22 protein-coding genes are annotated in these 25,869 nt (G+C 62.4%); 17 read left to right on the top strand and 5 right to left on the bottom strand.

Annotated elements, in window-relative coordinates:
* Window positions 1-89: 89 nt before the first annotated feature.
* The 6 genes from dusB to A7D21_RS01560 all read left to right on the top strand — a co-directional run bounded on the left by dusB (window position 90) and on the right by A7D21_RS01560 (window position 8,218).
* A complete protein-coding gene (gene dusB, locus A7D21_RS01585) occupies window positions 90-1,103 on the top strand; it encodes a tRNA dihydrouridine synthase DusB (RefSeq protein WP_069550922.1) in 1,014 nt (337 codons plus the stop codon).
* Complete coding sequence (gene fis, locus A7D21_RS01580) at window positions 1,100-1,420, top strand: DNA-binding transcriptional regulator Fis (RefSeq protein ID WP_002555375.1); 321 nt, start codon at window positions 1,100-1,102, stop codon at window positions 1,418-1,420. The genes dusB and fis overlap by 4 nt, the downstream gene beginning before the upstream one ends.
* An 81-nt stretch (window positions 1,421-1,501) precedes the next feature.
* On the top strand, window positions 1,502-3,109 hold the full coding sequence (purH, locus tag A7D21_RS01575) for a bifunctional phosphoribosylaminoimidazolecarboxamide formyltransferase/IMP cyclohydrolase (RefSeq protein ID WP_053254128.1): 1,608 nt from the start codon (window positions 1,502-1,504) through the stop codon (window positions 3,107-3,109).
* A 170-nt stretch (window positions 3,110-3,279) separates the two neighbouring features.
* Window positions 3,280-4,572 (top strand): phosphoribosylamine--glycine ligase, encoded by a 1,293-nt coding sequence (purD, locus tag A7D21_RS01570; protein WP_069550921.1) that lies wholly within the window; start codon window positions 3,280-3,282, stop codon window positions 4,570-4,572.
* Between the two features lie 115 nt (window positions 4,573-4,687).
* Window positions 4,688-7,459, top strand: a complete 2,772-nt coding sequence (locus A7D21_RS01565) for a hybrid sensor histidine kinase/response regulator (protein ID WP_069550920.1) — start codon at window positions 4,688-4,690, stop codon at window positions 7,457-7,459.
* A gap of 162 nt (window positions 7,460-7,621) precedes the next feature.
* On the top strand, window positions 7,622-8,218 hold the full coding sequence (locus tag A7D21_RS01560; RefSeq protein ID WP_003217330.1) for a MarC family protein: 597 nt from the start codon (window positions 7,622-7,624) through the stop codon (window positions 8,216-8,218).
* On the opposite strand, the gene A7D21_RS01555 is transcribed toward A7D21_RS01560, so the two are convergent.
* The 5 genes from A7D21_RS01555 to cobG form a co-directional block, all read right to left on the bottom strand.
* Window positions 8,215-8,994, bottom strand: a complete 780-nt coding sequence (locus A7D21_RS01555) for a hypothetical protein (protein ID WP_069550919.1) — start codon at window positions 8,992-8,994, stop codon at window positions 8,215-8,217. The genes A7D21_RS01560 and A7D21_RS01555 overlap by 4 nt on opposite strands.
* Before the next feature lie 237 nt (window positions 8,995-9,231).
* Complete coding sequence (cobJ, locus tag A7D21_RS01550) at window positions 9,232-10,869, bottom strand: precorrin-3B C(17)-methyltransferase (RefSeq protein WP_069550918.1); 1,638 nt, start codon at window positions 10,867-10,869, stop codon at window positions 9,232-9,234.
* Window positions 10,869-11,600, bottom strand: a complete 732-nt coding sequence (locus A7D21_RS01545; protein WP_053254123.1) for a precorrin-2 C(20)-methyltransferase — start codon at window positions 11,598-11,600, stop codon at window positions 10,869-10,871. Before A7D21_RS01545 ends, cobJ begins: the two co-directional genes overlap by 1 nt.
* Window positions 11,600-12,226 (bottom strand): precorrin-8X methylmutase, encoded by a 627-nt coding sequence (locus tag A7D21_RS01540; protein ID WP_053254122.1) that lies wholly within the window; start codon window positions 12,224-12,226, stop codon window positions 11,600-11,602. The genes A7D21_RS01545 and A7D21_RS01540 overlap by 1 nt, the downstream gene beginning before the upstream one ends.
* The gene (gene cobG / locus A7D21_RS01535; RefSeq protein ID WP_053254121.1) at window positions 12,219-13,571 is read right to left on the bottom strand and encodes a precorrin-3B synthase; all 1,353 of its coding nucleotides are present in this window, start codon (window positions 13,569-13,571) and stop codon (window positions 12,219-12,221) included. The genes A7D21_RS01540 and cobG overlap by 8 nt, the downstream gene beginning before the upstream one ends.
* A gap of 38 nt (window positions 13,572-13,609) precedes the next feature.
* Between cobG and A7D21_RS01530 the strand changes: the two genes are divergently transcribed.
* The 11 genes from A7D21_RS01530 (at window position 13,610) to A7D21_RS01480 (ending at window position 25,868) form a co-directional block, all read left to right on the top strand.
* Window positions 13,610-14,815 (top strand): bifunctional cobalt-precorrin-7 (C(5))-methyltransferase/cobalt-precorrin-6B (C(15))-methyltransferase, encoded by a 1,206-nt coding sequence (locus A7D21_RS01530; RefSeq protein WP_053254120.1) that lies wholly within the window; start codon window positions 13,610-13,612, stop codon window positions 14,813-14,815.
* On the top strand, window positions 14,812-15,531 hold the full coding sequence (locus A7D21_RS01525) for a cobalt-precorrin-6A reductase (RefSeq protein WP_069550917.1): 720 nt from the start codon (window positions 14,812-14,814) through the stop codon (window positions 15,529-15,531). Before A7D21_RS01530 ends, A7D21_RS01525 begins: the two co-directional genes overlap by 4 nt.
* Before the next feature lie 277 nt (window positions 15,532-15,808).
* Window positions 15,809-16,204, top strand: coding sequence for a DUF2946 domain-containing protein (locus A7D21_RS01520; protein ID WP_053254118.1), 396 nt, complete (start codon window positions 15,809-15,811; stop codon window positions 16,202-16,204).
* Window positions 16,205-16,250: 46 nt separating this feature from the next.
* Complete coding sequence (locus tag A7D21_RS01515; protein ID WP_053254117.1) at window positions 16,251-16,733, top strand: copper chaperone PCu(A)C; 483 nt, start codon at window positions 16,251-16,253, stop codon at window positions 16,731-16,733.
* Window positions 16,734-16,797: 64 nt separating this feature from the next.
* Window positions 16,798-17,163 carry a DUF2946 domain-containing protein gene (locus tag A7D21_RS01510; protein ID WP_053254116.1) on the top strand — a complete coding sequence of 122 codons (366 nt, stop codon included), beginning with the start codon at window positions 16,798-16,800 and terminating at the stop codon, window positions 17,161-17,163.
* A 93-nt stretch (window positions 17,164-17,256) separates the two neighbouring features.
* A complete protein-coding gene (locus A7D21_RS01505) occupies window positions 17,257-19,317 on the top strand; it encodes a TonB-dependent copper receptor (protein ID WP_069550916.1) in 2,061 nt (686 codons plus the stop codon).
* 98 nt (window positions 19,318-19,415) lie between these two features.
* The gene (locus A7D21_RS01500; RefSeq protein WP_069550915.1) at window positions 19,416-20,798 is read left to right on the top strand and encodes a PepSY domain-containing protein; all 1,383 of its coding nucleotides are present in this window, start codon (window positions 19,416-19,418) and stop codon (window positions 20,796-20,798) included.
* Window positions 20,799-20,948: 150 nt separating this feature from the next.
* A complete protein-coding gene (locus A7D21_RS01495) occupies window positions 20,949-23,057 on the top strand; it encodes a TonB-dependent siderophore receptor (RefSeq protein ID WP_069550914.1) in 2,109 nt (702 codons plus the stop codon).
* Between the two features lie 71 nt (window positions 23,058-23,128).
* On the top strand, window positions 23,129-23,917 hold the full coding sequence (locus tag A7D21_RS01490) for an ABC transporter ATP-binding protein (protein ID WP_069550913.1): 789 nt from the start codon (window positions 23,129-23,131) through the stop codon (window positions 23,915-23,917).
* Window positions 23,914-24,861 carry an ABC transporter substrate-binding protein gene (locus A7D21_RS01485; protein WP_069550912.1) on the top strand — a complete coding sequence of 316 codons (948 nt, stop codon included), beginning with the start codon at window positions 23,914-23,916 and terminating at the stop codon, window positions 24,859-24,861. Before A7D21_RS01490 ends, A7D21_RS01485 begins: the two co-directional genes overlap by 4 nt.
* Complete coding sequence (locus A7D21_RS01480; RefSeq protein WP_053254110.1) at window positions 24,858-25,868, top strand: iron ABC transporter permease; 1,011 nt, start codon at window positions 24,858-24,860, stop codon at window positions 25,866-25,868. Before A7D21_RS01485 ends, A7D21_RS01480 begins: the two co-directional genes overlap by 4 nt.
* Window position 25,869: the final 1 nt, after the last annotated feature.

Here is a 25,869-nt window from a genome sequence, read left to right as displayed (position 1 = left end):
AATTCAGCCTTTATCCAGTCATCGAGAGCGGGTATCATGCCAACCCTTTTTCGAACTCTAATGATCCGGCCCCACAACAGGGAAGTCCTATGTCGGCGGTACGCATCGGCCCATACACATTGCCAAACGGTTTGATTCTCGCCCCGATGGCGGGCGTCACCGATCAGCCCTTTCGTCAGCTGTGCAAGCGTTTGGGCGCGGGTCTAGTAGTCTCTGAAATGGTCACCAGCGACATGAGCTTGTGGAACACCCGCAAATCGCGGATGCGCATGATCCACGAAGGTGATCCCGAGCCCCGCTCGGTACAGATCGCCGGTGGTGATGCACAAATGCTGGCGGAAGCAGCGCGGGCCAACGTGGAGTTGGGTGCGCAGATCATCGATATCAACATGGGCTGCCCGGCCAAGAAGGTCTGCAACAAGGCCGCCGGTTCCGCGCTGTTGAAAGATGAGCAATTGGTTGCCGAGATCCTGCAGGCCGTTGTCGCCGCAGTGGATGTACCGGTCACCCTGAAGATTCGTACCGGTTGGGACCGGGACAACAAGAATGGCCTGACGGTGGCGAAGATCGCCGAACAGGCAGGAATTACCGCGTTGGCGGTGCACGGCCGCACCCGCGCCGACCTTTACACCGGTGAAGCCGAGTACGACACCATTGCCGCGATCAAGCAGGCGGTGTCGATCCCGGTGTTTGCCAATGGCGATATCGACTCAGCCGAGAAAGCCCGGCGCGTGCTGCACGCAACCGGTGCCGATGGCTTGTTGATTGGCCGGGCCGCCCAGGGGCGTCCATGGATTTTTCGTGAGATCGAGCATTTTCTGCGTACCGGCGACGTGTTGCCGGCACCGGAGCTGATCGAGGTGGAACGTATTCTGCTAGAGCATCTGGCCGCCCTGCACGCCTTCTATGGAGACGTGATGGGAGTACGCATTGCTCGCAAGCATGTCGGCTGGTATCTCGCAACCTTGCCGGGCGCCAGGGAGTTTCGCGCCCACTTCAATCGTTTGGATGATACGGAAGCACAGTGCGCCAACGTTCGTGAGTTTTTCAGCGAACGTTACAAGAGCCTGGGGACAGGGGACGGAGAGGGGGTGGCCGCATGACGATGATGACCGAGACTTTAGTGAGTGGAACAACACCCGTGAGCGACAACGTCAATTTGAAACAGCACCTGAACACACCGAGCGAAGAAGGCCAGACCCTTCGCGGGAGTGTCGAGAAGGCGTTGCACAATTATTTCGCCCACCTTGAGGGCGCTTCCGTCACGGACGTGTACAACCTGGTGCTCTCCGAAGTCGAAGCGCCCTTGCTCGAAAGCGTGATGAACTACGTCAAGGGCAACCAGACCAAAGCCAGTGAGCTGCTGGGCCTCAACCGTGGCACCTTGCGCAAAAAGCTCAAGCAGTACGATTTGCTGTAAGCATTCAATCAAACCAGAAAGGCGCCCGCGTAAAAACGGACGCCTTTTTTGCTGACTCCTTTGCTTTTGATGGAAATTGAAATGACCGACCAGACTACCCGCCTGCCGATCCGCCGTGCCTTGATCAGTGTCTCCGACAAGACCGGGATCCTTGAATTTGCCCGGGAGCTGGAAGCCCTGGGCGTGGAAATCCTCTCCACGGGCGGGACCTTCAAACTGCTGCAGGACAACGGCGTGGCCGCAGTAGAAGTCGCGGACTACACCGGTTTCGCAGAAATGATGGACGGGCGGGTCAAGACCCTGCACCCGAAAATCCACGGCGGGATCCTCGGTCGTCGCGGTATCGACGACGCCATCATGACCGAACACGGCATCAAGCCGATCGACCTGGTGGCCGTTAACCTTTACCCGTTCGAAGCCACCATCAACAAGCCAGGCTGCGACCTGCCGACCGCCATCGAAAACATCGATATCGGCGGCCCGACCATGGTTCGCTCCGCGGCCAAGAACCACAAAGACGTGGCCATCGTGGTTAACGCCAGCGACTACGCCAACGTGCTCGAAAGCCTGAAAGCCGGCGGCCTGACCTACGCCCAGCGTTTCGACCTGATGCTCAAGGCGTTCGAACACACTGCCGCCTACGACGGCATGATCGCCAACTACATGGGCACCGTGAACCAGGCGGCTGAAACCCTCAGCACAGAAGGCCGCAGCCAGTTCCCGCGCACCTTCAACAGCCAGTTCATCAAGGCCCAGGAAATGCGCTACGGCGAGAACCCGCACCAGAGCGCGGCGTTCTACGTGGAAGCCAAACCGGCCGAAGTCGGCATCGCCACCGCGACCCAGCTGCAAGGCAAAGAGCTGTCCTACAACAACGTGGCCGACACCGACGCCGCGCTGGAATGTGTGAAGAGCTTCGTCAAGCCGGCCTGCGTGATCGTCAAGCACGCCAACCCGTGCGGCGTGGCCGTAAGCCCGGACGCTGAAGGCGGCATTCGCCAGGCGTACGAACTGGCCTACGCCACCGACACCGAATCCGCCTTCGGCGGCATCATCGCCTTCAACCGCGAGCTGGATGCAGAAACCGCCAAAGCCATCGTCGAGCGTCAGTTCGTCGAAGTGATCATCGCCCCTTCCGTGAGTGAAGAAGCCCGCGCCATTGTTGCCGCCAAAGCCAACGTGCGCCTGCTGGCCTGCGGTGAGTGGTCGGCTGAGCGCGCCGCTGCCTGGGACTACAAGCGCGTCAACGGCGGCTTGCTGGTACAGAGCCGCGACATCGGCATGATCGGCAGCGAAGACCTCAAAGTCGTCACCAAACGCGCCCCGACCGAGCAAGAGATCAACGACCTGATCTTCGCCTGGAAAGTCGCCAAGTACGTTAAGTCCAACGCCATCGTCTACGCCAAGAACCGCCAGACCATCGGTGTCGGCGCCGGCCAGATGAGCCGCGTGAACTCGGCACGTATCGCCGCGATCAAGGCTGAGCACGCCGGTTTGCAGGTGGCTGGCTCGGTGATGGCGTCCGACGCGTTCTTCCCGTTCCGTGATGGCCTGGACAACGCTGCGAAAGCAGGGGTTACCGCCGTGATCCAACCGGGCGGTTCGATGCGTGATGCAGAAGTGATTGCCGCTGCCGACGAAGCCGGTATCGCCATGGTGTTCACCGGCATGCGCCACTTCCGTCACTGACAGATTTGATACCAAGTGGGCACTGGCTTGTGTAAGCGCTGGCTTGCCTGCGATGCAGACAGCTCGGTGTTTCAGTGCGACCGGGTTGATGCTATTGCAGGCAAGCCAGCTCCCACAGAAAAGCAGCCCACAGTGCTTCCAAGAATTGAGCGTCATCCGAGGGTTTTGAAATGAATGTTTTGATCATTGGCAGCGGTGGCCGTGAACACGCCCTGGCCTGGAAAGTTGCCCAGGACCCACGCGTCCAGAAAGTTTTCGTCGCCCCTGGCAACGCCGGCACCGCCATTGAAGCCAAGTGCGAAAACGTCGCCATCGACGTGCTGGCCCTTGAGCAGCTTGCTGATTTTGCCGAAAAGAATGTTTCCCTGACCATCGTCGGTCCGGAAGTGCCGTTGGTTGCCGGCGTCGTGGACCTGTTCCGTAGCCGTGGCCTGGATTGCTTCGGCCCGACTGCCGGTGCTGCGCAACTGGAAGGTTCCAAGGCGTTCACCAAGGATTTCTTGGCACGCCACAAGATCCCGACTGCGGACTACCAGAATTTCACCGAGATCGAGCCGGCCCTGGCTTACCTGCGTGAAAAAGGTGCGCCGATCGTGATCAAGGCCGACGGCCTGGCCGCCGGCAAGGGCGTGATCGTTGCGATGACCCTGCAGGAAGCCGAAGACGCCGTGCGCGATATGCTCGCTGGTAACGCTTTCGGTGATGCCGGTTCCCGCGTCGTCATCGAAGAATTCCTCGACGGCGAAGAAGCCAGCTTCATCGTAATGGTCGACGGCAAGAACGTTCTGCCGATGGCCACCAGCCAGGACCACAAACGCGTCGGCGACGGCGACACTGGCCCGAACACCGGCGGTATGGGTGCTTACTCCCCTGCCCCAGTGGTCACCGCCGAAGTACACCAGCGTGTGATGGACCTGGTGATCTGGCCGACCGTGCGCGGCATGGCCGACGAAGGCAACGTGTACACCGGCTTCCTGTACGCCGGCCTGATGATCGACAAAGCCGGTAACCCGAAAGTCATCGAGTTCAACTGCCGTTTCGGCGACCCGGAAACCCAACCAGTGATGCTGCGTCTGCAGTCGAGCCTGGTGCTGCTGGTGGAAGCGGCCCTGGCCCAGGCACTGGACAAGGTTGAAGCACAATGGGACCCGCGTCCGAGCGTCGGTATTGTGCTGGCGGCCGGTGGTTACCCTGCCGACTACGCCAAAGGCGACGTGATTGAAGGCCTGGATGCAGCGGCTATGCTGGAAGGCAAGGTGTTCCATGCGGGCACCGTGCTCAAGGACGGCAAAGTTGTAACCGCAGGTGGCCGTGTGTTGTGCGCCACCGCAATGGGTGCCAGTGTCGACGCCGCGCAACAACAGGCGTACAAACAGGCCGCAAAAATCGACTGGAAAGGTTGTTTCTACCGCACGGACATCGGCTACCGCGCCATTGCCCGTGAACGTGGCGAGAACAGCTGAACAGCTACACTTGAGTAGCTATCCGTTCGGTTAGGTAAGGGCCTCTGGCCCTTGCCCTACGCATGTCGCCCCGCGCATAGTTAACCCGTGCATCAACCTACGAAGGGATTTCGCCGTGCGCTGGCTCAGGATCGCCATAGGTTTCACAGTCAGTCTGCTGACCCTGCTCTGCTTGTTCCCGGCCCAGGCCGCCGCACAAGGCAGTGGTTGGGCAGTCTTGCTTGATGAACAGGCCGACCTGCAACTGAGCGACATTCGCTCCACCCGCTACACCAATCAATTCAGCCCCATCGAACTGGACCGGATTACCGCTGCAGAGCCGGACGGTGCGTTGTGGGTACGCTTCAAGCTGCAACCCGGCAAGCACGAGCAAGTGCTGCGGGTATTCGCCCCGGACCTGTCCCAGCTGAGCCTCTATGTACTGGACGGCGACACTCTGGTGGAACAACAAAGCACCGGCACCCGCCAGCCCCAGGCGGAGCGCCCGCTGCCCAGCAGCGATTTCATGCTGCCGATGCCCCAGAGCCAGAAGCCACTGGACGTTTATCTGCGCCTGGTCTCGGAACACGAACTGCGCCTCTATATCACCCTGGAACCGGCCGTGCTCGCCGCCGCCGATCAGACCCAGACACTGATCTATGGCCTGCTGTTCGGCTGCCTGCTGATGCTGATCCTGCACAACCTCACTCGCTTCGCTTACCACCGCTCGCGCAGCAGCCTGTGGCTGGCGGCCTGCGAGCTGCTGTTGATGCTGAGCCTGGCGTTGTTGCTCAACCTGGTGGGGCCGTGGCTGCCGAACTGGCACGCGATCCAGACCCCGGGCGCCTACCTGGCCCTGCTGCTGACCGCGCCCTGCGGGTTGATGTTTGCCTACCGATTCTTCATGCCCTTGGGCCCGCACCCGCTGAACAAGCTGTTGATGGCCGACATCCTGCTGATCGTGCTGTGCGGCCTGCTGCTGTTGTTCGTCAACACCTTGCCGCTGAACATCATCACCTACGCCCTGGTGGCCCTCGCCGGGCTGAGCATGTTGTTTATCTCGGCCTATCACTGGCAGAAAGGCTACCGGCCGGCACGCTTGTTCGTGGTGGCGATGGTGGTGTTCAACATCGGCACATTGATCATCCTCCCGGCCCTGCTCGGCCTGACACTGGTGGCGCCGCAAGGTTTGATCGTCACCCTGCTCGGGTTTATCTGCCTCAGCGGCCTGCTGATGAGCCTGGCCCTGGGCGAACGCCAGCGCGCGATTGTCGAGGCCCGCTTCAGCCTCAGCCGTGACCTGGCGGCCAGCAACGCCGAGATCGCCGCCAAGGCCGAGTTCCTGGCGAAGATCAGCCACGAAATCCGCACGCCCATGAACGGTGTGCTCGGCATGACCGAGTTGCTGCTCGGCACGCCGCTGTCGGTAAAGCAGCGTGACTACGTGCAAACCATCCACAGCGCCGGTAATGAACTGCTGACGCTGATCAACGAGATCCTCGACATCTCCAAGCTGGAGTCCGGGCAGATTGAGCTGGACGACGTGCAATTCGACCTCAACGCCTTGATCGATGACTGTTTGAGCATCTTCCGCGCCAAGGCCGAGCAGCAGAACGTCGAACTGATCAGCTTTATCCAGCCCCAGGTGCCGCGAGTGATCAGCGGCGACCCGACCCGCCTGCGTCAGGCACTGTTAAGCCTGCTGGAAAACGCCCTGCAAAAAACCGATGAAGGTGAAGTGCTGATCGTCGTCGCCCTCGACGAACGCAGCGTCAAGCCGCGCCTGCGCATTGCCGTGCAGGACAGCGGCCTGCCGATGGAAGCCGCCGAGCGCGACGCGCTTTTGCACAGCGAACTGCACAGCAAGAACTTCCTCTCGGCCACGCGCTTGAGCGGCCATCTGGGCCTGGTGATCGCGCGTCAATTGATCCTGTTGATGAATGGCGAGTTCGGCATCAAGAGCGGCAGCCACCAGGGCAGCACCCTGTGGCTGACCCTGCCATTGGACCCGGAACGCCTGGAGCATCCGACGTCCGACCTCGACGGCCCGCTCAAAGGCGCACGGGTGTTGGTCGTGGACGACAACGACACCTGTCGCAAAGTGCTGGTGCAGCAATGCACGGCCTGGGGCCTGAACGTCAGCGCCGTGCCGTCCGGCAAGGAAGCCCTGGCCCTGTTGCGCACCAAAGCTCACCTGCGCGATTACTTCGACGTGGTGCTGCTGGATCAGAACATGCCCGGCATGACCGGTATGCAACTGGCGGCGAAGATCAAGGAAGACCCGAGCCTGAACCACGACATCCTGCTGATCATGCTCACCGGCATCAGCAACGCGCCGAGCAAGATCATCGCGCGCAACTGCGGGATCAAACGCATCCTCGCCAAACCGGTAGCCGGCTACACGCTCAAGACCACCCTGGCCGACGAACTGACCCAGCGCAGCAAAGGCGCAGTGCCGCCGCGCCCTGCCCTCACTGCGCCGACAGCCGTGACCGTGCCCAGCGACTTCCGCATCCTGGTGGCTGAAGACAACAGCATCTCCACCAAAGTGATTCGCGGCATGCTGGGCAAGCTCAACCTCAACCCGGACACCGCCAGCAACGGCGAAGAAGCGCTGGAGGCGATGAAAGCCCAGCGTTACGACCTGGTATTGATGGACTGTGAAATGCCGATCCTCGATGGCTTCTCCGCCACTCAGCAACTGCGCGCGTGGGAAGTCAGCCACCAACGCATTCGCACACCGGTGGTCGCGCTCACCGCACACATCCTCTCGGAACATAAAGAGCGCGCGCGCCAGGCCGGAATGGATGGGCACATGGCCAAGCCGGTGGAGTTGTCGCAATTGCGCGAGCTGGTTGAGTTTTGGGTGGCGCAGCGTCAACAGCGACCTGAGCACGCACCGTCCTGACCGCAAACACACCCAATGTGCGAGCGGGCTGGCTCGCGAAGGCAGAGTGTCAGTCAATGCATCGTTAACTGATCCAGCGCATTCGCGAGCAAGCCCGCGCCCCCCTATGATCGGCGCCGCCTGATAGACTCTCCCCACTTCCCTCGCCTGTGAGCCGCGCCCATGCTCCATGTGTTATTCAGCGTTTACCTGAAGATGCTGGTGCTCTACAGCCCGTTTTTTGTGCTGTCCTGCTTTATCAGCCTGACCCGTGGTTATTCCAGCAAGGAGCGCAGGCGCCTGGCCTGGAAAGTGGCGTTGGCAACGCTGGTGTCGAGCGTATTGCTCTACCTGTTTGGCCGGGTGATTTTCAGTGTGTTCGGTATCACGGTGGACGCCTTCCGCATCGGTGCCGGCAGCGTGCTGTTTATCTCAGCCCTGGGCATGGCCCAAGGCAAGTCAGCGGTGCAGACCGACAATGTGCAGCAGGACGTGACCATTGTACCGCTGACCATCCCCCTCACCGTTGGCCCCGGCACCATCGGTGCACTGCTGGTGATGGGCGTCAGCCAACCGCATTGGGATGACAAGATCACCGCCATCCTCAGCATCGCCCTGGCCAGCCTCACGGTGGGCGTGGTGCTGTATTTGTCCAACCGTATCGAACGCATTCTCGGCGACCAGGGCTTGCAGATTGTCAGCCGGTTGATGGGGTTGTTCGTGTGTGCGCTTGCCGCGCAAATCATATTTACCGGGGTGCGCGGCTACCTGGTGCCTTAAATCCGATACTGGGCGATTGCCGACTGCACCTTGTCTCCCGCGCTTTCGCGCATCAGCTGCAGGGTCTTTTCGTTGACCACCGAGGTATTCAGCAGCAGGCACGTCTGCCCGCTGAAGGCCTCAAACGAGGCGCTGTCCCACTCCAGAAAAGGCACGCCGACCTGTTTGCTGACGCCGTGACTGCTGTAAGTCACTAACACCATCATCACTTCGCCATCGGTCTCGGCACACGAGGCCAAGCCGAAATCACCGCCCTGATGCACCGTGCTGTTGCGCTTGAACAACTCGAAGGACGCGGGTTGCTGCTTCATGGCCTCCAATGCGTCGGCTGCCAGCTTCGGCAGCGCTGCCAGCAGTGGCATGGCCAGCGACGTCGACGCCAGCATTGCCGCGATGATATTAAGCGCGGCCGTTTGCACCGTCAGGCCCTTGCCCGAGCTTTTGACCCGCTCGAAGCTGCTGCGCACCGGCAACCAGCCCAGGCTGATCATCACCTTGATAAATTCGTCGTACCACGCCTCCGTGCCGCGTTTTACTTTCAACACATCGCTGACATAACCACTGGCCAGCAAATAGCTTTTGCGGATGTACTCGCGGTTCAGCGCAGACATACCCTCGATAAACGAGATAACACCGTTGTTCACCACTGCCGCATTGCAATCATCCTCAGTGTCCAGCGGCGAAGAGGGCGTGATTGCCGGCGCCCCCGGCAGCTTGTAGGCGGCAATCAACTTGCGCCTTTTCGCACTGATGATCCTTTTGTGATATCGCTCCATTTTCCGTTCTCCACAAGCACCCCACATGGGGCTTGCCCCCACACTAGTCGAGTCGCAGGTGCGCTCGCCAGACGACAAACATCGCTTGGCACAACCGGCGAAAAAGCGCCCCCCAGCAATAACGACGCGCCTCCGTGGGCCTTCCCTGTTTCAGCGACAAAAAAAGAAAAAGCCCCGAATAACGGTCGGTTTTCACCCGGCGTTACTCGGAGCTTTCCTGCTTACGGCAGACCGCTTTCAGCCGGCGGGTTTCTCGCCATACCAGCGCGGCGTGTACACCCACTCGCCGCCACCGGCCCGCGCAAACGCGCAGGTGGTGGACGAGCCGATCAGCACCATGGTGCGCATGTCGACCTGCTCAGGCGTCAGCTGCCCCAGCGTGGTGACACGCAAGGTCTGGCCCGGTCGACCGATGTCACGCCCCAGCACAACCGGCGTCTGTGGCGTGCGGTGCACTGCGACGATTTCCAGCGCGCGCCCCAATTGCCACGGGCGCGAGCGCGAGATTGGGTTGTAGAACGCCAGGGCCAGGTCGGCCTGGGATGCCAGGTCCAGGCGCTTTTCAATAATCGACCAGGGCTTGAGGTTGTCCGACAGCGACATCACGCAGAAGTCATGCCCCAGCGGCGCCCCCGCCTGAGCGGCGGTGGCCAGCGAGGCCGAGACGCCCGGCAGTATCTCCAGATCGACTTGATGCCAGGCCGGGTCGCTCGACGCGTGCAACGCCTCGATGACCGCCGCTGCCATCGCAAACACGCCGGGGTCGCCGGACGACACCACCACCACTGAGCGCCCTTGCGCCGCCAGCTCAAACGCATGCCGCGCGCGCTGCATTTCTTCGCGGTTATCGGTGCAATGCTGCACCTGATCATCACGGAACGGCCCGGCCATGCGCACGTAGGTTTCATAGCCCAGCACATCGGTGCAGCGCGCCAGTTCCGCCTTGACTGCCGGGACCATCAACTCGGCCGCGCCCGGGCCCAGGCCAATCACCGCCAGACGCCCACGCGGCCGGCCCACGCGCGACAGGTCCAGAGGTTGCTCTGCAACGGTGATGACGATGTCCGCGTCTTGCTCAACGTCAGCGAACCGCAACGGCACCCCTAATTGCAGTGCAGCATCGTGCAAGGATGCGTCAGCCATCTGCGTAGCACTGGCCAACAGGCAGGCCAGGGATTGCACAGCAATGCCCGCAGCGTGCAAGGCCGCCCGCACACGCTCGGCCAATTGCGCCGCCGGTTTGCAGGTGACACACACCGTCTTCGGATAAATCAGTAATTCGTGGTCCGCCGGCACACGCTGGGCGCTGCTCACGTGAATCGCCAAGCGTGCGTGCTGATCCTGCGGCAGATTGGCCTGATCCAGCCACGGCGCCGCGCCTTCAATGCGCACGCGTTCTCCGGCGAGCAGGTCCGAGACGAAGCGTTTGCCCAGCTCCAGGTCGGCCAGTTGGTAACCCGCAGGCGGGTTGAGCAGGCAAGTGCCGAAACGCAGCTCGCCACTGGTCGTGATAGCAGCGGCAATGCCCAATGCAGCCGCGATGTCTCGTGCCATGACGTTCACACCGCCCAAACCACCGAGCAACGGCACCACGGCACTGCCATCTTCAGCGACGGCCAGCACCGCAGGCTCTTCACCCTTTTCGAGCAATAGCGGCGCCAGGGTACGGATGATGATGCCGGCCGCGCACAGGGCGATCAGCGGCGTACCTTGTTGGTAAAGCTGGCGCAACGTCGCGCCGAACTCGCTGTACGTGTGGTCCGCGCCTTCGACCCTACCGGCCAGGCCATGGATCAGCGCGCCCGGGTAAACACGCTGGAGCTTGCGCGCAGTCGCCAGGCTGCCCTGGCCCAGGATGACAATCGCCGGGCGCATCAACCTTGCCACCTTTCGCCCGGCACGATGATCAGCGAGAAGTACGGCGAAGACGCCGGGTCGACCTGATCCAGCGCCACGATTTTCTGGTTAGCCATGGTCGCGCGTTCTACGTACAACGCGCGTTCGGCCATGCCGAGTTCCTCCAGTACCTGGCGCACTTTGGGGAAGTTGCGGCCCAGCTTCATGATCACCGCCGCATCGGCATCTGCCAGGCGCCGCTTGAGGTCATCCGCGGGCAACACACCAGAGAGCACCGACAGGCTCTGATTGCGATACACCAACGGTGCGCCGAGCACCGAGGCGCCGCCGAGCATGGAGCACACGCCGGGGATCACTTGCGCCTCATAACGCTCGGCCAGGCGGTCATGCAAGTACATGTAGGAGCCGTAAAAGAACGGGTCGCCTTCGCAGATCACGGCGACATCGCGGCCTGCATCCAGGTGGGCGGCCACGTCGAGACTGGCGTTGTCGTAGAAGTCGCTGATGATTTGTTCATAGGACATCGGTGCCGGCAGCACTTCAGTGGTCACCGGGTACACCAGCGGCATCAGGGTCTGCTGCGCCACCAGGTGGTCTTCGATGATACCGAAGGCATTGCCCTTCTTGCCCTTGGCCACGAAGTACGCCACCACCGGCGATTCGCGGAGCAGGCGCAGGGCCTTGAGGGTAATCAGTTCCGGGTCGCCGGGGCCCACACCCAGGCCAATCAACCGTCCACGTGCCTGCATTATTCGACCTCCGTGGCCAAGGCGTTGACTGCGGCGGCGGCCATCGCACTGCCGCCGAGACGGCCTTGCATGATCACGAACGGTACGCCACGGCTGTCGGCCGCCAGCATCGCCTTGGATTCAGCGGCGCCGACAAACCCTACCGGAAACCCCAGGATCAACGCCGGTTTCGGCGCGCCGGCGTCGAGCATTTCCAGCAGGTAGAACAAGGCGGTCGGCGCGTTGCCAATGACCACCACGCTGCCTTCCAGGTGCGGGCGCCACAGCTCCAGCGCGGCGGCGGAACGGGTGTTGCCCAATTCCCGCGCCAACGCCGGCACGCTGTCGTCGCGCAAGGTGCAGATCACTTGATTGTTGGCCGGCAGCCGCGCGCGGGTTACGCCTTCGGAGACCATCCGCGCATCACACAGGATCGGCGCGCCAGCGGCCAACGCATCGCGCCCGGCCTTGCCCGCACCGTTGGAGAATTGCAGGCCGTCGATGGCCTCGACCATGCCGCACGCATGAATCACGCGTACCGCGAGTTTTTCCAGGTCGGCCGGGATGCGGTCCAACTTGGCTTCCGCGCGAATAATGGCGAAGGAGTTGCGATAGATCTCCTGACCGTCGCGGATGTAATCAATCATCGGTGTTGCTCCGTGAGCGTGCGCGTAACAGGGCGCCCGCCGCTTCAATGGAAAGAGTGCGCGCGTGCAGCCGGCCGAAACCTTGCGCGGCTGCCTCGCGAAAATAGACGTCGTAGTGGCCGGGGCTCACCGCCAGCAAGGTGACCGGCGCGACATGCGCAGCGGCGCAGGAACGCAGGCAGCCGGACAGGTGCACGTCATGGCCGGGTTGCAGGGCCGCCAGTTGCACGGCGTCGGCCTTGGTGTCGGCCAGGCCTTTGCCACAGCCGCTTGAGCCGGTACAGGCGATCATGCGCGCCAGCGGTTGCTCGACCGAGCAGAGAAAGCCCAGCTGCGCCAGACGCTCGGTGACGCTGGCGGCGTTATCCGTGTGTACGTTGGGCAGCAGCAGACCCTGCCAGGGCGTGAAACGCAGCGTGCCGTCGCCGTAATCAGTGGCCAGGTTGGCGGCGCCCTTGAGCATGCTTGAGTCGAGCCGCCCCAGTGGTGCAACGACGGCGACGTAGACATGATCGTGTTGGCGCTGTGGATAACTACCCAGATGCAGCAGCGCCCCGCTGGCCGGGCGTTTGAAACCATCAACCGGCAGCAACGGCAGGCTTAGACGGCTCAAGAAGTTATCCACAGGCAAATGCCGCATCCGGGTTTGCGCAGGCGTCGCCAGGTCGAGAAACCGCTCCAACACCGCCACCACCAACGCATGGCCCTGCGCCAACGGCACGGCGGCCAGCGGCGCATCCAGCCCGGGGCAGCCGGCCAGACCAAACGCTAGCAGTGTCTCGCCCTCGCGTTCAAAGGCCGACAGCCACAGGTCATGGTGGTGTTCGAGCATCGCCAGGGCTTCGCCGCCATCCAATTGCACAGCGAACTTGGCCGACAGCGCATGGAAGCGAGGATGGTCTTGCAGGGTGGCGAGGATCTGGTCGGCCAGCGGGCGGGTGTCGAACAGCATGTGCGGATCGATACCGGCGCTGGGGCTGAGCATCAGGTTGCGCACGTCGTCACCGGCGGCGTTGTTCGGGCCCAGGTCGGCGGCAAGAAGCATTGCGATCAAGGCGTCCTGCTCGGCGCCGATCCCGCGAATCTGCACGTTGGCGCGGTTGGTCGCCTCGATCACCCCACCCGCATAGGCCTGGGCGGCGTCCGCTACCGCATGGGCCTGGCTGGCGCTGATCGAACCGCCGGCCAGTTTGATCCGGCAAATGCCGCCATCCAACGCCTGGACGATACGCAGCAACCCCGGACAAGCCGAGGGGCGCAAGGTGTTCAGAGCAGGCGTTGGGTTCACGGGGCTACCGGTTGACGGGTAAAGGCGCGGTATTATGCCTGCTTTGTCCGGCGGCATGAAAAGCCTGCCCGTCGGATGTCGTTCAAGGAATTCATATGTCGCCCTGGCTGACGGTAGTAGGCATCGGTGAAGACGGCTTCAAGGGGCTGGGCAGAAATGCCCGGCATGCCTTGTTGCAGGCCTCCCGGATTATAGGCGGCCAACGTCAGTTGGACCTGTTGCCGGTGTGCATTCGTGGTGAACGCCAGCGATGGCCGAGCCCGTTTTCCCTGGAACCGGTGCTGGCGCGGCGCGGCGAGCCGGTGTGCGTGCTGGCCAGCGGCGACCCGATGTTCTACGGCGTGGGGGCCAGCCTGGCGCGGCAGGTGGCCGCTGAGGAATTGCTGATTTTGCCGGCGCCTTCGTCCGTATCCCTGGCGGCGGCGCGCTTGGGTTGGGCGTTGCAGGAGGTGGTGACCGTGTCCGTGGTCGCCCGGCCGCTGGCGGCGCTGAATGCGCACCTGGCCAGTGGTGCACGCCTGCTGGTGTTGAGCAATGACGGGCGCAGCCCTGCGGCGATTGCCGCGCTGCTGGTTGAATCCGGCTTCGGACCAAGCCGTATCAGCGTGTTCGAACACCTCGGCGGCAAAGATGAGCGGCGCATCGAGGGCTTGGCGCAGGCGTGGCAGCACGCCTTGGTGGCCGACTTGAATGTGGTCGCCATCGACTGCCTGGCCGACGCCAATACCCCGCGCCTGTCGCGCCTCGCCGGTCTGCCGGATACGGCGTTCAAGCACGACGGCCAACTGACCAAACGCGATGTGCGGGCCATGACGCTCGCGCGGCTCGCGCCCATGCCCGGCGAATTGCTCTGGGATGTGGGCGCCGGGAGTGGTTCGATCGGTATTGAATGGATGCGCGCGCACCCAAGTTGCCGTGCGCTGGCCATCGAGGCCGACGCAGGGCGCCAAGGCCTGATCGAACATAACCGTGACGCCCTCGGTGTGCCCGGTTTGCAATTGATTCGTGGCAAGGCACCGGACGTGCTGCACGGCCTGGAAGCACCGGACGCGATCTTCATCGGCGGCGGCGTCACCCGCGACGGCGTGCTCGACACCTGCTGGCAGCACCTGCGCCCCGGCGGGCGTCTGGTCGCCAATGCGGTAACCCTGCAAAGCGAAATGACCCTGATGGCCTGGCGCGCCCAACACGGCGGCGAGTTGACCCGTATCCATGTGGCACAGGCCCAGCCGCTGGGCGAGTTCGACACCTGGCGCCAGGCGTTGCCGATTACCCTGTTGGACGTGGTTAAGCCCCTATGAAACGCATCCTGCTGCTGGGCGGTGTGACTGAAGCACTGGCCATTGCCCGCACGCTGGGGCCAGAGCATATCTACAGCCTGGCGGGGGTTGGGCGTGTGCCCACCGATCTGCCCTGCCAGGTGCGCGTTGGCGGCTACGGCGGGGCTGAAGGCCTGGCGCAGTTTGTGCGCGCTGAAAATATCAGCCTGATCCTGGATGCCACGCATCCCTACGCGGCACAGATCAGCCAGAACGCTGCCCAGGCTGCCCGATTGTGTGGCATTCCGTGCTGGGCATTGCGCCGCCCGGCGTGGCAGCCGCAGGTGGGGGATGACTGGCGTGAAGTCAGTGATTGGGCTGAGCTGATCGAGGCGATGCAGCCCTTCAAGCGGCCACTTTTCACCTTGGGCCGCGAGCCGTTGCAGCACCTCGATGAAATCCCCGCCGACCAATTCTGGACGCTGCGCGCGCTGGATGTGTATCCGGGAAATGCACGCTGTGAAGTGATCGGGGCGCGTGGGCCGTTTCTGATCGAGGATGAGCGCGCACTGTTTGAGCGGCGTGGGATTGATGTGCTGATCAGCAAGAACAGCGGCAGCACGGCCACTGAGCCGAAGCTGGAGGTGGCGCGGGAGCTCGGAATACCGGTGCTGGTATTGAAGCGTCCCGTGCTGGCTCTGGTGGATCGAGCGTTCACCTCCGTGGCTGCGGTGCTACAGGCCGTCAACCCGCTGTAAACACCACCTATCCAGGGTGGGAGCGGGCTTGCTCGCGAAAGCAGCGTGTCAGCCAGCACATCAGGTGACTGACACGGCGCCTTCGCGAGCCAGCCAGCGCCCACAGGGTTCAGGGTCAGCCTGGATGTCGCGACTCACCGGCAAAATTGGCAATCTGTGGTTCCCGACTATCATGAAGGCAACCACTGCGACACCAAACCACACCGCGCTTTTTTACTTATCCTTACCGATCAGGCTAAATACCCACCTGATCGCTTAACCCTACGGATTGTCCGCCATGGCCCGTCAACGCTTTGCAATTGCCTGGATCGCCTGCTTTGCAGTGCTGTTCAACGCCTTTGCCATGCCGATGGCCAGCGCGATGCAGCAGTCCAGCGACCCCCTCCAGCAATTGCTGTGGGGCAGCTTTTGTTCCTCCAATGGCGCCAGCCTGAAAACCATTGCCCTGGGCAAACTGGAAATTCCGGCGCCGCAGCAGGACGATCATTCCACCATGCAGCATTGCTGGTGTTGCTCGGGCTCCGCGCCATTAGTGGCGTTGCCGGGGCATGTGCCGCAGTTGTATGTCACGCGGTTTGCCGCCGCACAGAGCCTGCCACCGCCGTCATTGCAAGCCCCGACCCCGCGCCAGCAATGGCCGAGCCTCAACCCGCGCGCCTCTCCAACGGTCTGATTTGTTCGCAAGTGAACTGCGTTTAGAACCGTTCTGGAGAACTGCCATGCTCAAATCTTCCCTGCTTCTGGCTGCGTTGCTGCTGCCGGTGTTCAGTGCTGCCAATGCCGATGACTACAAAGCCGGCGACCTGCTCGTCAGCGACCCCTGGTCCCAGGAGTTGCCGCCGAATGCGCCCACGGTCGCGGCGTATTTCGTGATCCATAACACCGGTGTTACCCCGGACCGCCTGCTCAGTGTCGAAACGCCAGTGGCCGACAAGGCCGAGCTGCATGAGCATGTGATGCAGGGCGACTTGATGAAGATGCAACAAGTGCCCAGCGTTGCCGTACCAGCCAAGGGTGACTTGACCTTCGCACCGATGGCCTATCACGTGATGTTGCTGGGCCTGAAAGACCGCAGCCTGCTGACCGATGGCAAGCAATTCCCACTGACCCTGACCTTCGAAAAAGCCGGCAAGGTACGCGTGGACGTCTCGGTACAAAAAGCGCCACCGATGGCCGGCCACGAGCATATGCACGCTCAATAGGCCAACCTCGATGGGCGCCCCACGCGCCAGGTTTTCCGCGCCGCGCCGCAGGCCCATGAGCCTGATGCGCGGCAGTTGGATCAGCCTGTTCGCCATGCTGATGATTTTTATCGGTCCGCTGATTTCCCAAGCGATGCCGATGGATCATCACGCCGGTATGTCGATGAGCATGTCCATGCCCATGGACATGCCCGGCTGCCATGGCGAACCCAAGCACAGCAAAGCGCCGGACGAACACCACGTCCTCTGGGAAAAATGCGGCTATTGCAGCCTGCTGTTCAGTTGCCCGGCCCTGCCCGGCAGTGTGTCCTATGTCACCCTCGGCACCCCGCCGTCGGCTACCGCCCTAACCCCCGCCCCGCGCCTGGGCCATGCCCGGCAGAGCATCTTCCCCGGCGCCCGCAGCCGCGCCCCGCCCGTCGTCGCGTAAGCACCTCACTGCGTTACTTCACCCCGGCCGACTTTAGACAGACAGCCGCAGGCTGCTGGCCGTGTTGTTTACGAATGATTGATGGAATTTTTCATGTCCAGGTTTTCTGCTGACACCCGTATGGGATGCACCCCCGTTTTCGCTGTTCTGCTTGGCACACTGTTGGTGCCACAGGCACAGGCTGAAGATCACGAATTGAGCCCCACCGTCATCACGGCGATCGCGCCCAGCTCGCCGCTGACCGTGGTCACCAACCCGAAAGACCCGCGCCAGCCAGTGCCGGCCAGTGACGGCGGCGACTACCTCAAGACCATCCCCGGCTTCGCCCTCGTGCGCAACGGCGGTACCAACGGCGACCCGGTGCTGCGCGGCATGTTCGGCTCGCGCCTGAATATCCTCACCAATGGCGGCGTGATGCTCGGCGCCTGCCCGGGCCGAATGGATGCGCCCACCTCGTATATCTCGCCGGAGACCTACGACAAGCTCACGGTGATCAAAGGTCCACAAACCGTGCTCTGGGGCCCGGGCGCGTCGGCCGGTACTGTCCTGTTCGAGCGCGAGCCGGAGCAGTTCGGCGAGTTGGGCACACGGGTCAACGCCAGTGTGCTGGCCGGCTCCAACGGGCGCTTCGATAAAGTCATCGATGCCGCCGCAGGTGGCCCATTGGGTTATGTGCGAGTGATCGGCAACCAGGCGCATGCCGACGATTACAAAGACGGCAACAACCACACCGTCGCCTCGCGCTACGACAAGTGGAATGGCGACGTCGCCGTCGGTTTCACCCCCGACGCGGATACCCTGCTGGAACTCACCGCCGGGCGTGGCGATGGCGAAGCACGCTACGCCGGGCGCGGCATGGACGGTTCGCAGTTCCTGCGCGAAAGCCTGGGGCTGCGCTTCGAAAAGTCCAATATCGGTGAGGTGCTGGATAAGGTCGAAGCCCAGGTTTACTACAACTACGCCGACCATGTGATGGACAACTACAGCCTGCGCACTCCGTCAGGCACCGGGATGATGGCTGGCCCCATGGCCTCCAACGTCGACCGGCGCACCTTGGGCGCGCGGATCAAGGCGACCTGGCGCTGGGCCGATGTGCAGCTGATCGGCGGCCTGGATGCGCAGACCGACGAGCACCGCCAGCGCATGGGCATGGGCATCGACACCTATAAGGATGTGCCGCGTAACAAGGACGCCAACTTTCATAATTACGGCGTGTTTGGCGAACTGACCTGGTACGCCGCGGACCGCGATCGCCTGATCAGCGGCGCGCGCCTGGACCGTGCCTCAGCCAAGGACTTCCGCCAAACCACCGGCTCGGGAATGATGGCCCGCCCCAACCCGACCGCCAACGACACCCGCACCGACACCTTGCCATCGGGCTTCATGCGTTATGAACACGACCTGGCCGACAGCCCCACCACCCTCTATGCAGGCCTTGGCCACTCGGAACGTTTCCCGGATTACTGGGAGCTGTTTTCCCCCAACACCGGCGCGGTAGGTTCGGTGAATGCCTTCGACGGCGTGAAGCCGGAGAAGACCACTCAGCTCGACTTCGGCGCCCAGTACAAAACTGCCGACCTGGAGGCCTGGGCCTCGGGTTATGTCGGCCAGGTGCGCGATTTCATCCTGTTCGACTACAAGCCCGGCATGATGGGTACCACCTCCCAGGCCCGCAATGTCGACGCGCGGATCATGGGCGGCGAACTCGGTACGGCCTACAAGTTGACCCAGAACTGGAAGGCCGACGCCACGCTCGCCTATGCCTGGGGCAAGAACAGCAGCGACGGCAAGGCACTGCCACAGATGCCGCCGTTGGATGCACGGTTCGGCCTGACGTACAGCCAGGACGACTGGAGCGCCGGCGCCTTGTGGCGAGTGGTCGCGGCGCAAAACCGTATCGACCAGAACAAAGGCAATGTGGTCGGCAAGGACTTCGACAAGAGCGCCGGCTTTGGTGTGTTCTCGCTGAACGCCGCGTACCGCATCAATAAAAACTTCAAGGTCAGCACCGGCGTCGACAACCTGTTCGGCAAAGCCTACGCCGAGCACCTGAACCTGGCCGGCAACGCCGGGTTCGGCTACCCGGCCAACGACCCGCAAGCCATCAAGGAGCCGGGGCGCACGCTCTGGACCAAGGTGGACATGAGCTTCTAACCGCATCGGGAGCAAGCCCCCTCCCACATGTGGGAGGGGGCTTGCTCCCGATGGCGGCATAACTGACCCAAAAAAATAATGCCTTGCGGAGCACCCTGATGACCACTCAAAAGATTTCCTTCTACAACCTCGCCTGGCGCTGGCACTTCTACGCCGGGCTGTTCGTCGCGCCTTTCATGGTGCTGCTGGCACTGACCGGCATCATCTACCTGTTCAAACCCCAGCTCGACCCACTGATGTATGGCGACCTGCTCAAAGTGCAAAGCGCCGAGCACGCACTGAGTGCCGACGAGCAATTGCAGAGGGCCCAGGCAGCTTTTCCCCAAGGCAAAATCAGCAAGTACCTGCCGCCCGCCGACGCCACCAGCAGCGCGCAATTTGTGATGCAGGCAGGCGGGCGCGACGTGACGGTGTTTGTTGACCCGTATCGCGGCACCGTACTCGGCGAACAGGATGCAAAAAACAACCTGCAGGCCATCGCCCGGGCCCTGCACGGTGAGCTGATGATCGGCACCGTGGGTGATCGCCTGGTGGAGCTCGCCGCCGGTTGGGGCGTGATGCTGGTGGTGTCCGGCGTGTACCTGTGGTGGCCTCGCGGCAGGTCGTCGGCCGGTGTGTTGTGGCCACGGTTCAGCCGCAGCGGCCGGGTGTTCTGGCGTGACATGCATGCGGTTGCAGGCTTCTGGGGCGCGGCGTTTCTGCTGGTGATGCTGCTCAGCGGCATGACCTGGACCGGCTTCTGGGGCAAGCAATACGCCGAACTGTGGAACACCTTCCCAGCGGCGATGTGGAACAACGTGCCGCAGTCTGACCAGCAGGCACGCGTCCTCAATACCGCCAGCCAACAAACCGTGCCCTGGGCCATGGAAAATACGCCGATGCCGATGTCCGGCGACCACGCCGAACACATGAAGCACGGCGCCATGAACAGCGCACCGGCCGCGCCGGCTGTGCGCCTGCAACAAGTCGTCGACCTGGCCACCGCACGCAAGGTCGAGCCCGGCTACAGCATCACCTTCCCGACCACTGCCGACGGCGTGTTCACGGTCGCGGTATTTGCCAACGACCCGCGCAACGACGCCACCCTGCATGTGGACCAGTACAGCGGCAAAGTGCTGGCCGATGTGCGCTGGGAACACTACAACACCGTCGCCCGCGCCACCGAAACAGGCGTGATGCTGCACGAAGGCAAGATGTTCGGCTGGGTGAACCAACTGATCGTGCTGCTGATTTGCCTGCTGATTTTGCTCAGTGCGGTCAGTGGTGTGGTGATCTGGTGGAAGCGCCGGCCACAGGGCGGGCTCGGCGTTCCACCGTTGCGCCATGACCTGCCGACGTGGAAAACCGCGGTGGTGATCATGCTCGCGCTGGCGATCATTTTCCCTTTGGTGGGCGCCTCGTTGATCGTGGTGTGGGCAGTGGATCGCCTGGTGTTGGCGCGCTTTTTCAACCCACATGAATCCGCCTCAGGTTCGGCATGAAACAGGCGAGATGCCCAGCACAGAGCCCTTCTGTAGCCTTGCGCGACCTTTGTCCCGCAGCCAATAAGTGTTAACTTATAACACTTTCTGCGTTATCGTTGCTCGCCGCGCCCTGCGGCGAGCACCTCCCAAGAAGCGATAGATCGACCCATGAACAAGTACTTCGCGTGCGGCCTGTGCCTGCTCGCTTTGCATAACAGCGCCCAGGCCCTGACCCTGCCCGCCAGCCCCGTGACCGCGCCGGCCGTAGATGATGAACGCGTCGACTTGAATACCCCGACCACCGCCGGCTCGCGCCTGAACCTCACGGCCTTGCAAACGCCGGGCAGCGTCGAGAGCCAGACCGGCGAAAAAATCCGCCAACGCGGCGACGCCAGCGTGCAGGACGCCATCTCCCGCGCCACCGGCATCACCCGCACCGGAACACCGGGCGACGGCGGTACCTCGTTACAGGCACGCGGTTTTACCGGGCAAAGTTCGGTATTGCAGTTGTACGACGGCCAGCGCATGTTCGATGGCGCGGGCACTTCCACCTTCCCGGTGGACACCTGGTCGGTTGAGCGCGTGGACGTTCTGCGCGGCCCGGCTTCGGTCATGTATGGCCAGGGCGCCACGGGCGCGGTGATCAACACTCTTTCGAAGAAGCCGTTTGAAGGCCAGATCGAAAACCACATCCGTCTCGGCTACGGGTCCTATGACCGCCAGCAGCAAGCCCTGGACAGCGGCGGCTCGCTGACCGACACGCTGAGCTATCGCCTGAACATCAACCGCCTGCGCAGCAACGGTTTCATCGACCGTGGCGACTCGGCCAGCGACTTCGTCAGCGCCGCCCTGCGCTGGCAACCGGCCGACAACCTCAGCGTCACCCTGGCCCACGACTATGGCGACCAGCGCCCACAGAACGACTACGGCACCCCGCTGATCAACGGCCAGTTACACAAAAGCCTGCGCGCCAAGAACTACAACGTCAGCAACAACACACTGCACTACAACGACCAATGGACGCGCCTGACCAGCGCGTGGCAGATCAATGACAACGTCACTGCCACCAACGAGCTGTCGTACCTGAAAAACCAGCGCCGCTGGCAGAACGCCGAGAGCTATAACGATGTCGACGGCGGCTTGGTGCGCCAGAACTACCTGGGCATCAAGCACAACCAGGAACAGGTCGGCGACCGCCAGACCTTCACGTTCAAACACACGCTGTTCGGCCTCGACAGCCAGACCGTGACGGGCGTCGAGTACAACCGTATTCGCTTTCATCTGGTCAGCAATGCGCCCTTCGACGACTTGCCGGGCGGCGGCCAGCCGGTGGACATTCAGCACCCGGTGCCACAACCGTTTGTCAGTGACAGCCCATTTATTGCGCAGTCCGTTACCACCACCAAACAGCTCGCCGCCTTTGCCGAAAACCGCCTGCAACTCAGCGACAAACTCTCGTTGATCACCGGCGTGCGCCGCGACTATCTGCACATCGATAGCAATGATCTGACAACCGCGAACAGAGACGCCGACACAACCCTGACCGGCAATAACTGGAAAGCCGGACTGGTCTACGCGATCACTCCAGACATTTCGGTCTACGCCCAGTACGCCACCAGCACCGACGGTGTCGGCAGCCTGATCAGCCTGAGCCCGAGCCAGCAGCAGTTCGGTTTGTCCACTGCCAAACAGGCTGAAGTCGGCTTCAAGCAGGCGTTCTGGGACGCGCGTGGCGAATGGACCCTGGCGGCTTACCACATCGTCAAACAGAAATTGCTGGTGAGCATTCCCGGCACCGACCTCAAAGAACAAGTGGGTCAGCAATCGTCCAACGGCCTGGAAGTCAGCCTCGACCTGCAGCTGCCCGACGCTTGGCAACTGCAAGCCAACGCCGCCATCGTGCGCGCGCAGTACGACGACTTCTCTGAAGTGGTTAACGGCCAGGCGATTTCCCGCAACGGCAACCGCCCGGTGGATGTCCCCAACCGCACCGCCAACCTGTGGCTGAGCAACGCCGTGACCGACGATATACGCGCCGGCGCTGGTGTGCGTTACGTCAGCGCCCGTTATGCCGACACGGCCAACACCCGTGAAGTGCCGAGCTACACCGTGGCCGACGCGGCCGTGTCGTGGAGGGCGATGCGCAACACCACGCTGGGCCTGGAGCTGAACAACCTGTTCAACCGCACCTATGCGGTCAGCCAGTACAACAACGGTCAACAGTGGCTCCTGGGCGAGCCGCGCTCGTTTTTTGTCACCGCGGACTACACCTTTTAACGGCTACCCCAGGGGCTCATGTGCGAGCGTGCTCCCACCTTTTTTGATCTGCGCTGACCTTGAGTATGACCATGCCTTCACTCAGTCTCACCCAGCTTGGCTGGACCCCGCCGGGTCACGAGCACTGCAATCACCGGTTCCAACTGCGTGACGCGAGCTTGCAGGTCGGTGCGGGCGAATTTGTCGGCCTGATCGGACCCAACGGCAGCGGCAAGACCAGCCTGTTGCGTTGCGCCTATCGGTTCAGCAAACCGGAACACGGTGACGTGGTGCTCGAACACCAGAACGTGTGGAAACAAAGCGCCAAGTGGTGTGCGCAACGTATCGCCGTGGTGTTGCAGGAGTTTCCCGACGCCTTCGGATTGCGCGTAGATGAAGTGGTCGCCATGGGCCGTACGCCTCACAAAGGCCTGTTCGATGCCGACACGCGCCACGACCAACAGTTGATTCAAGAAGCCTTGAATTCAGTCGGCATGCAGGGCTTTGAAGACCACGCTTTCGCCACCCTGTCCGGCGGCGAAAAACAAAGGGTGATTCTCGCCCGTGCCCTGGCCCAGCAACCGCAACTGCTGATCCTTGACGAGCCGACCAACCACCTCGACCCGCGCTATCAGCTGGCGTTGCTACGGCTGGTCAAGCACCTGAACATCGGCACACTGGCCAGCATTCACGACCTGAACCTGGCCGCTGCCTTTTGTGATCGCCTTTACGTGATCAACCACGGGCGCATTGTCGCCAGCGGCACGCCTCACGAAGTACTGACCGCCGAACTGTTGCGCGACGTGTTTGGCGTCGAGGCCTTGATCGACACTCACCCTCTGTCTGGCTACCCGCGAATCACCTGGATAACCCAACCATGATCCTGCGCTCCCTGCTGTCTCTCGCCTTGTTACTCGGCACTGCTCAAGCGTTTGCCGAAGCAACCTATTACCCAGTGACGATTAAAAGCTGTAACCGCGACGTGACCTTTCAGGAGGCGCCGAAACACGCAGTCAGCCATGACATCAACATGACGCAGATGATGCTTGCCCTGGGCCTCAAGTCGCACATGGCAGGCTATAGCGGCGTGACCGGCTGGAAGTCGGTCACGCCGGAGATGGCCGAGACCCTCGACGGCCTGCCGGAGCTGGCGAGTAAGTACCCATCGGTGGAAACCCTGCTCAACGCCAACGTGGATTTCTTCTTCGCCGGCTGGGACTACGGCATGCGTGTGGGTGGCGACCTCACGCCGCAAACCCTGCAACCGTTGGGCATCAATGTGTATGAGCTGACCGAGTCGTGCGCGTTTGTGATGAAGCGCCCTGCCGCGACACTGGAAGACACCTATACCGACGTGCGCAACCTGGGAAAGATTTTCGATGTGCAAGACCGCGCCAACGCGCTGGTGGCAAAGATGCAGGCCCAAGTGGCCGAGGTGCAAAAAGACCTGCCCACCGACAAACCACGCGTGTTTCTCTATGACAGCGGTGAAGACCGCGCCATGACCTCCGGCCGCCTGGGCATGCCGCAGGCGCTGATCGAAGCAGCCGGTGGGCGCAATATTCTCGATGACATGGATGCCAGCTGGACGCGCGTGAACTGGGAGACCGTAGTGGATCGCAACCCCCAGGTGATCGTGATCGTCGACTACAGCGAAATCACCGCCGAGCAGAAGGCGCAATTCCTGCTCAACAACCCGGCCCTGCAGTCGGTGGACGCCATCAAGAATCAGCGTTTTATCGTGATTCCTTATGTGCAGGCCACGCCGGGGATCGATAACGTGCTGGCGGTGGAAACCCTGGCCAAAGGGTTCCACGGCGAATGATTACCCCGCGCTACGCCCTGTTGCTGGTCGCCCTTGGCGCGTTGTTAATGATCTCTTGCGTAGTCTCGCTGGGGTTCGGCTCGGCGCCGGTGCCGGTGGACGTGGTGTGGCGTATTTTACTGAACAAGGCGTTCGGCCTCGGTGACGTGAACTGGAGTTCCGGTCAGGAACATATCGTGTGGTTGATTCGCGTGCCGCGCATGTTGCTCGGCGCGCTGGTGGGCGCCGGGCTGGCGTTGATCGGCGCCGTGTTGCAGGCCGTCACGCGCAACCCTCTGGCCGACCCGCACCTGTTGGGCGTGACCTCCGGCGCGACCCTGGGCGCGGTGATTGTGGTGCTGCACGTCGGGGAAATCGTCGGCCTGCTGACGCTGCCCATCGCCGCCTTTCTCGGCGCGTTGCTGAGCATGCTGGTGGTACTGGCGGTGGCCAGCCGTCACGGGCGGCTGGAGAGTGATCGCCTGTTACTGTGCGGTGTGGCGGTGTCGTTCGTGATGATGGCGGTGGCCAACCTGTTGCTGTTCATGGGCGACCACCGCGCGGCCTCAGCGGTGATGTTCTGGATGCTCGGCGGCCTGGGCCTGGCGCGCTGGGAACTGCTGATGATTCCTGCCGTGACGGTCGTCTTCGGGCTGCTGCTGTTGCTGGGTATGGCGCGCCCATTGAACGCTCTGATGGCCGGCGAGCAAACCGCTGTGACCCTGGGCCTGAACGCGCGGAACGTGCGGCTGAAGGTGTTTTTGATAGCCTCTCTGATGACCGGCGTACTGGTATCCATCAGCGGCTCCATCGGCTTTGTTGGCCTGATGGTGCCGCACATTGCCCGACGCCTGGTCGGCGCCGAACACCGGCGATTGTTGCCGGTGTGCCTACTGTTGGGCAGCGTGTTCCTGGTCTGGGTAGATGTTGCGGCGCGGACCTTGATCGCCCCCGAAGACCTGCCCATTGGCGTGGCGACGGCGGCGATTGGCGGGTTGTTTTTTATTGGGTTGATGCGCAGGCGCTAGG

Origin of the sequence: Pseudomonas sp. AP19, from assembly GCF_001728855.1 — a bacterium.
In the GTDB taxonomy this organism is placed as follows: domain Bacteria; phylum Pseudomonadota; class Gammaproteobacteria; order Pseudomonadales; family Pseudomonadaceae; genus Aquipseudomonas; species Aquipseudomonas fluorescens.
The sequence above is the reverse complement of the archived record's forward strand: the minus strand, read 5'-3'. Positions and strand labels throughout refer to the sequence as shown.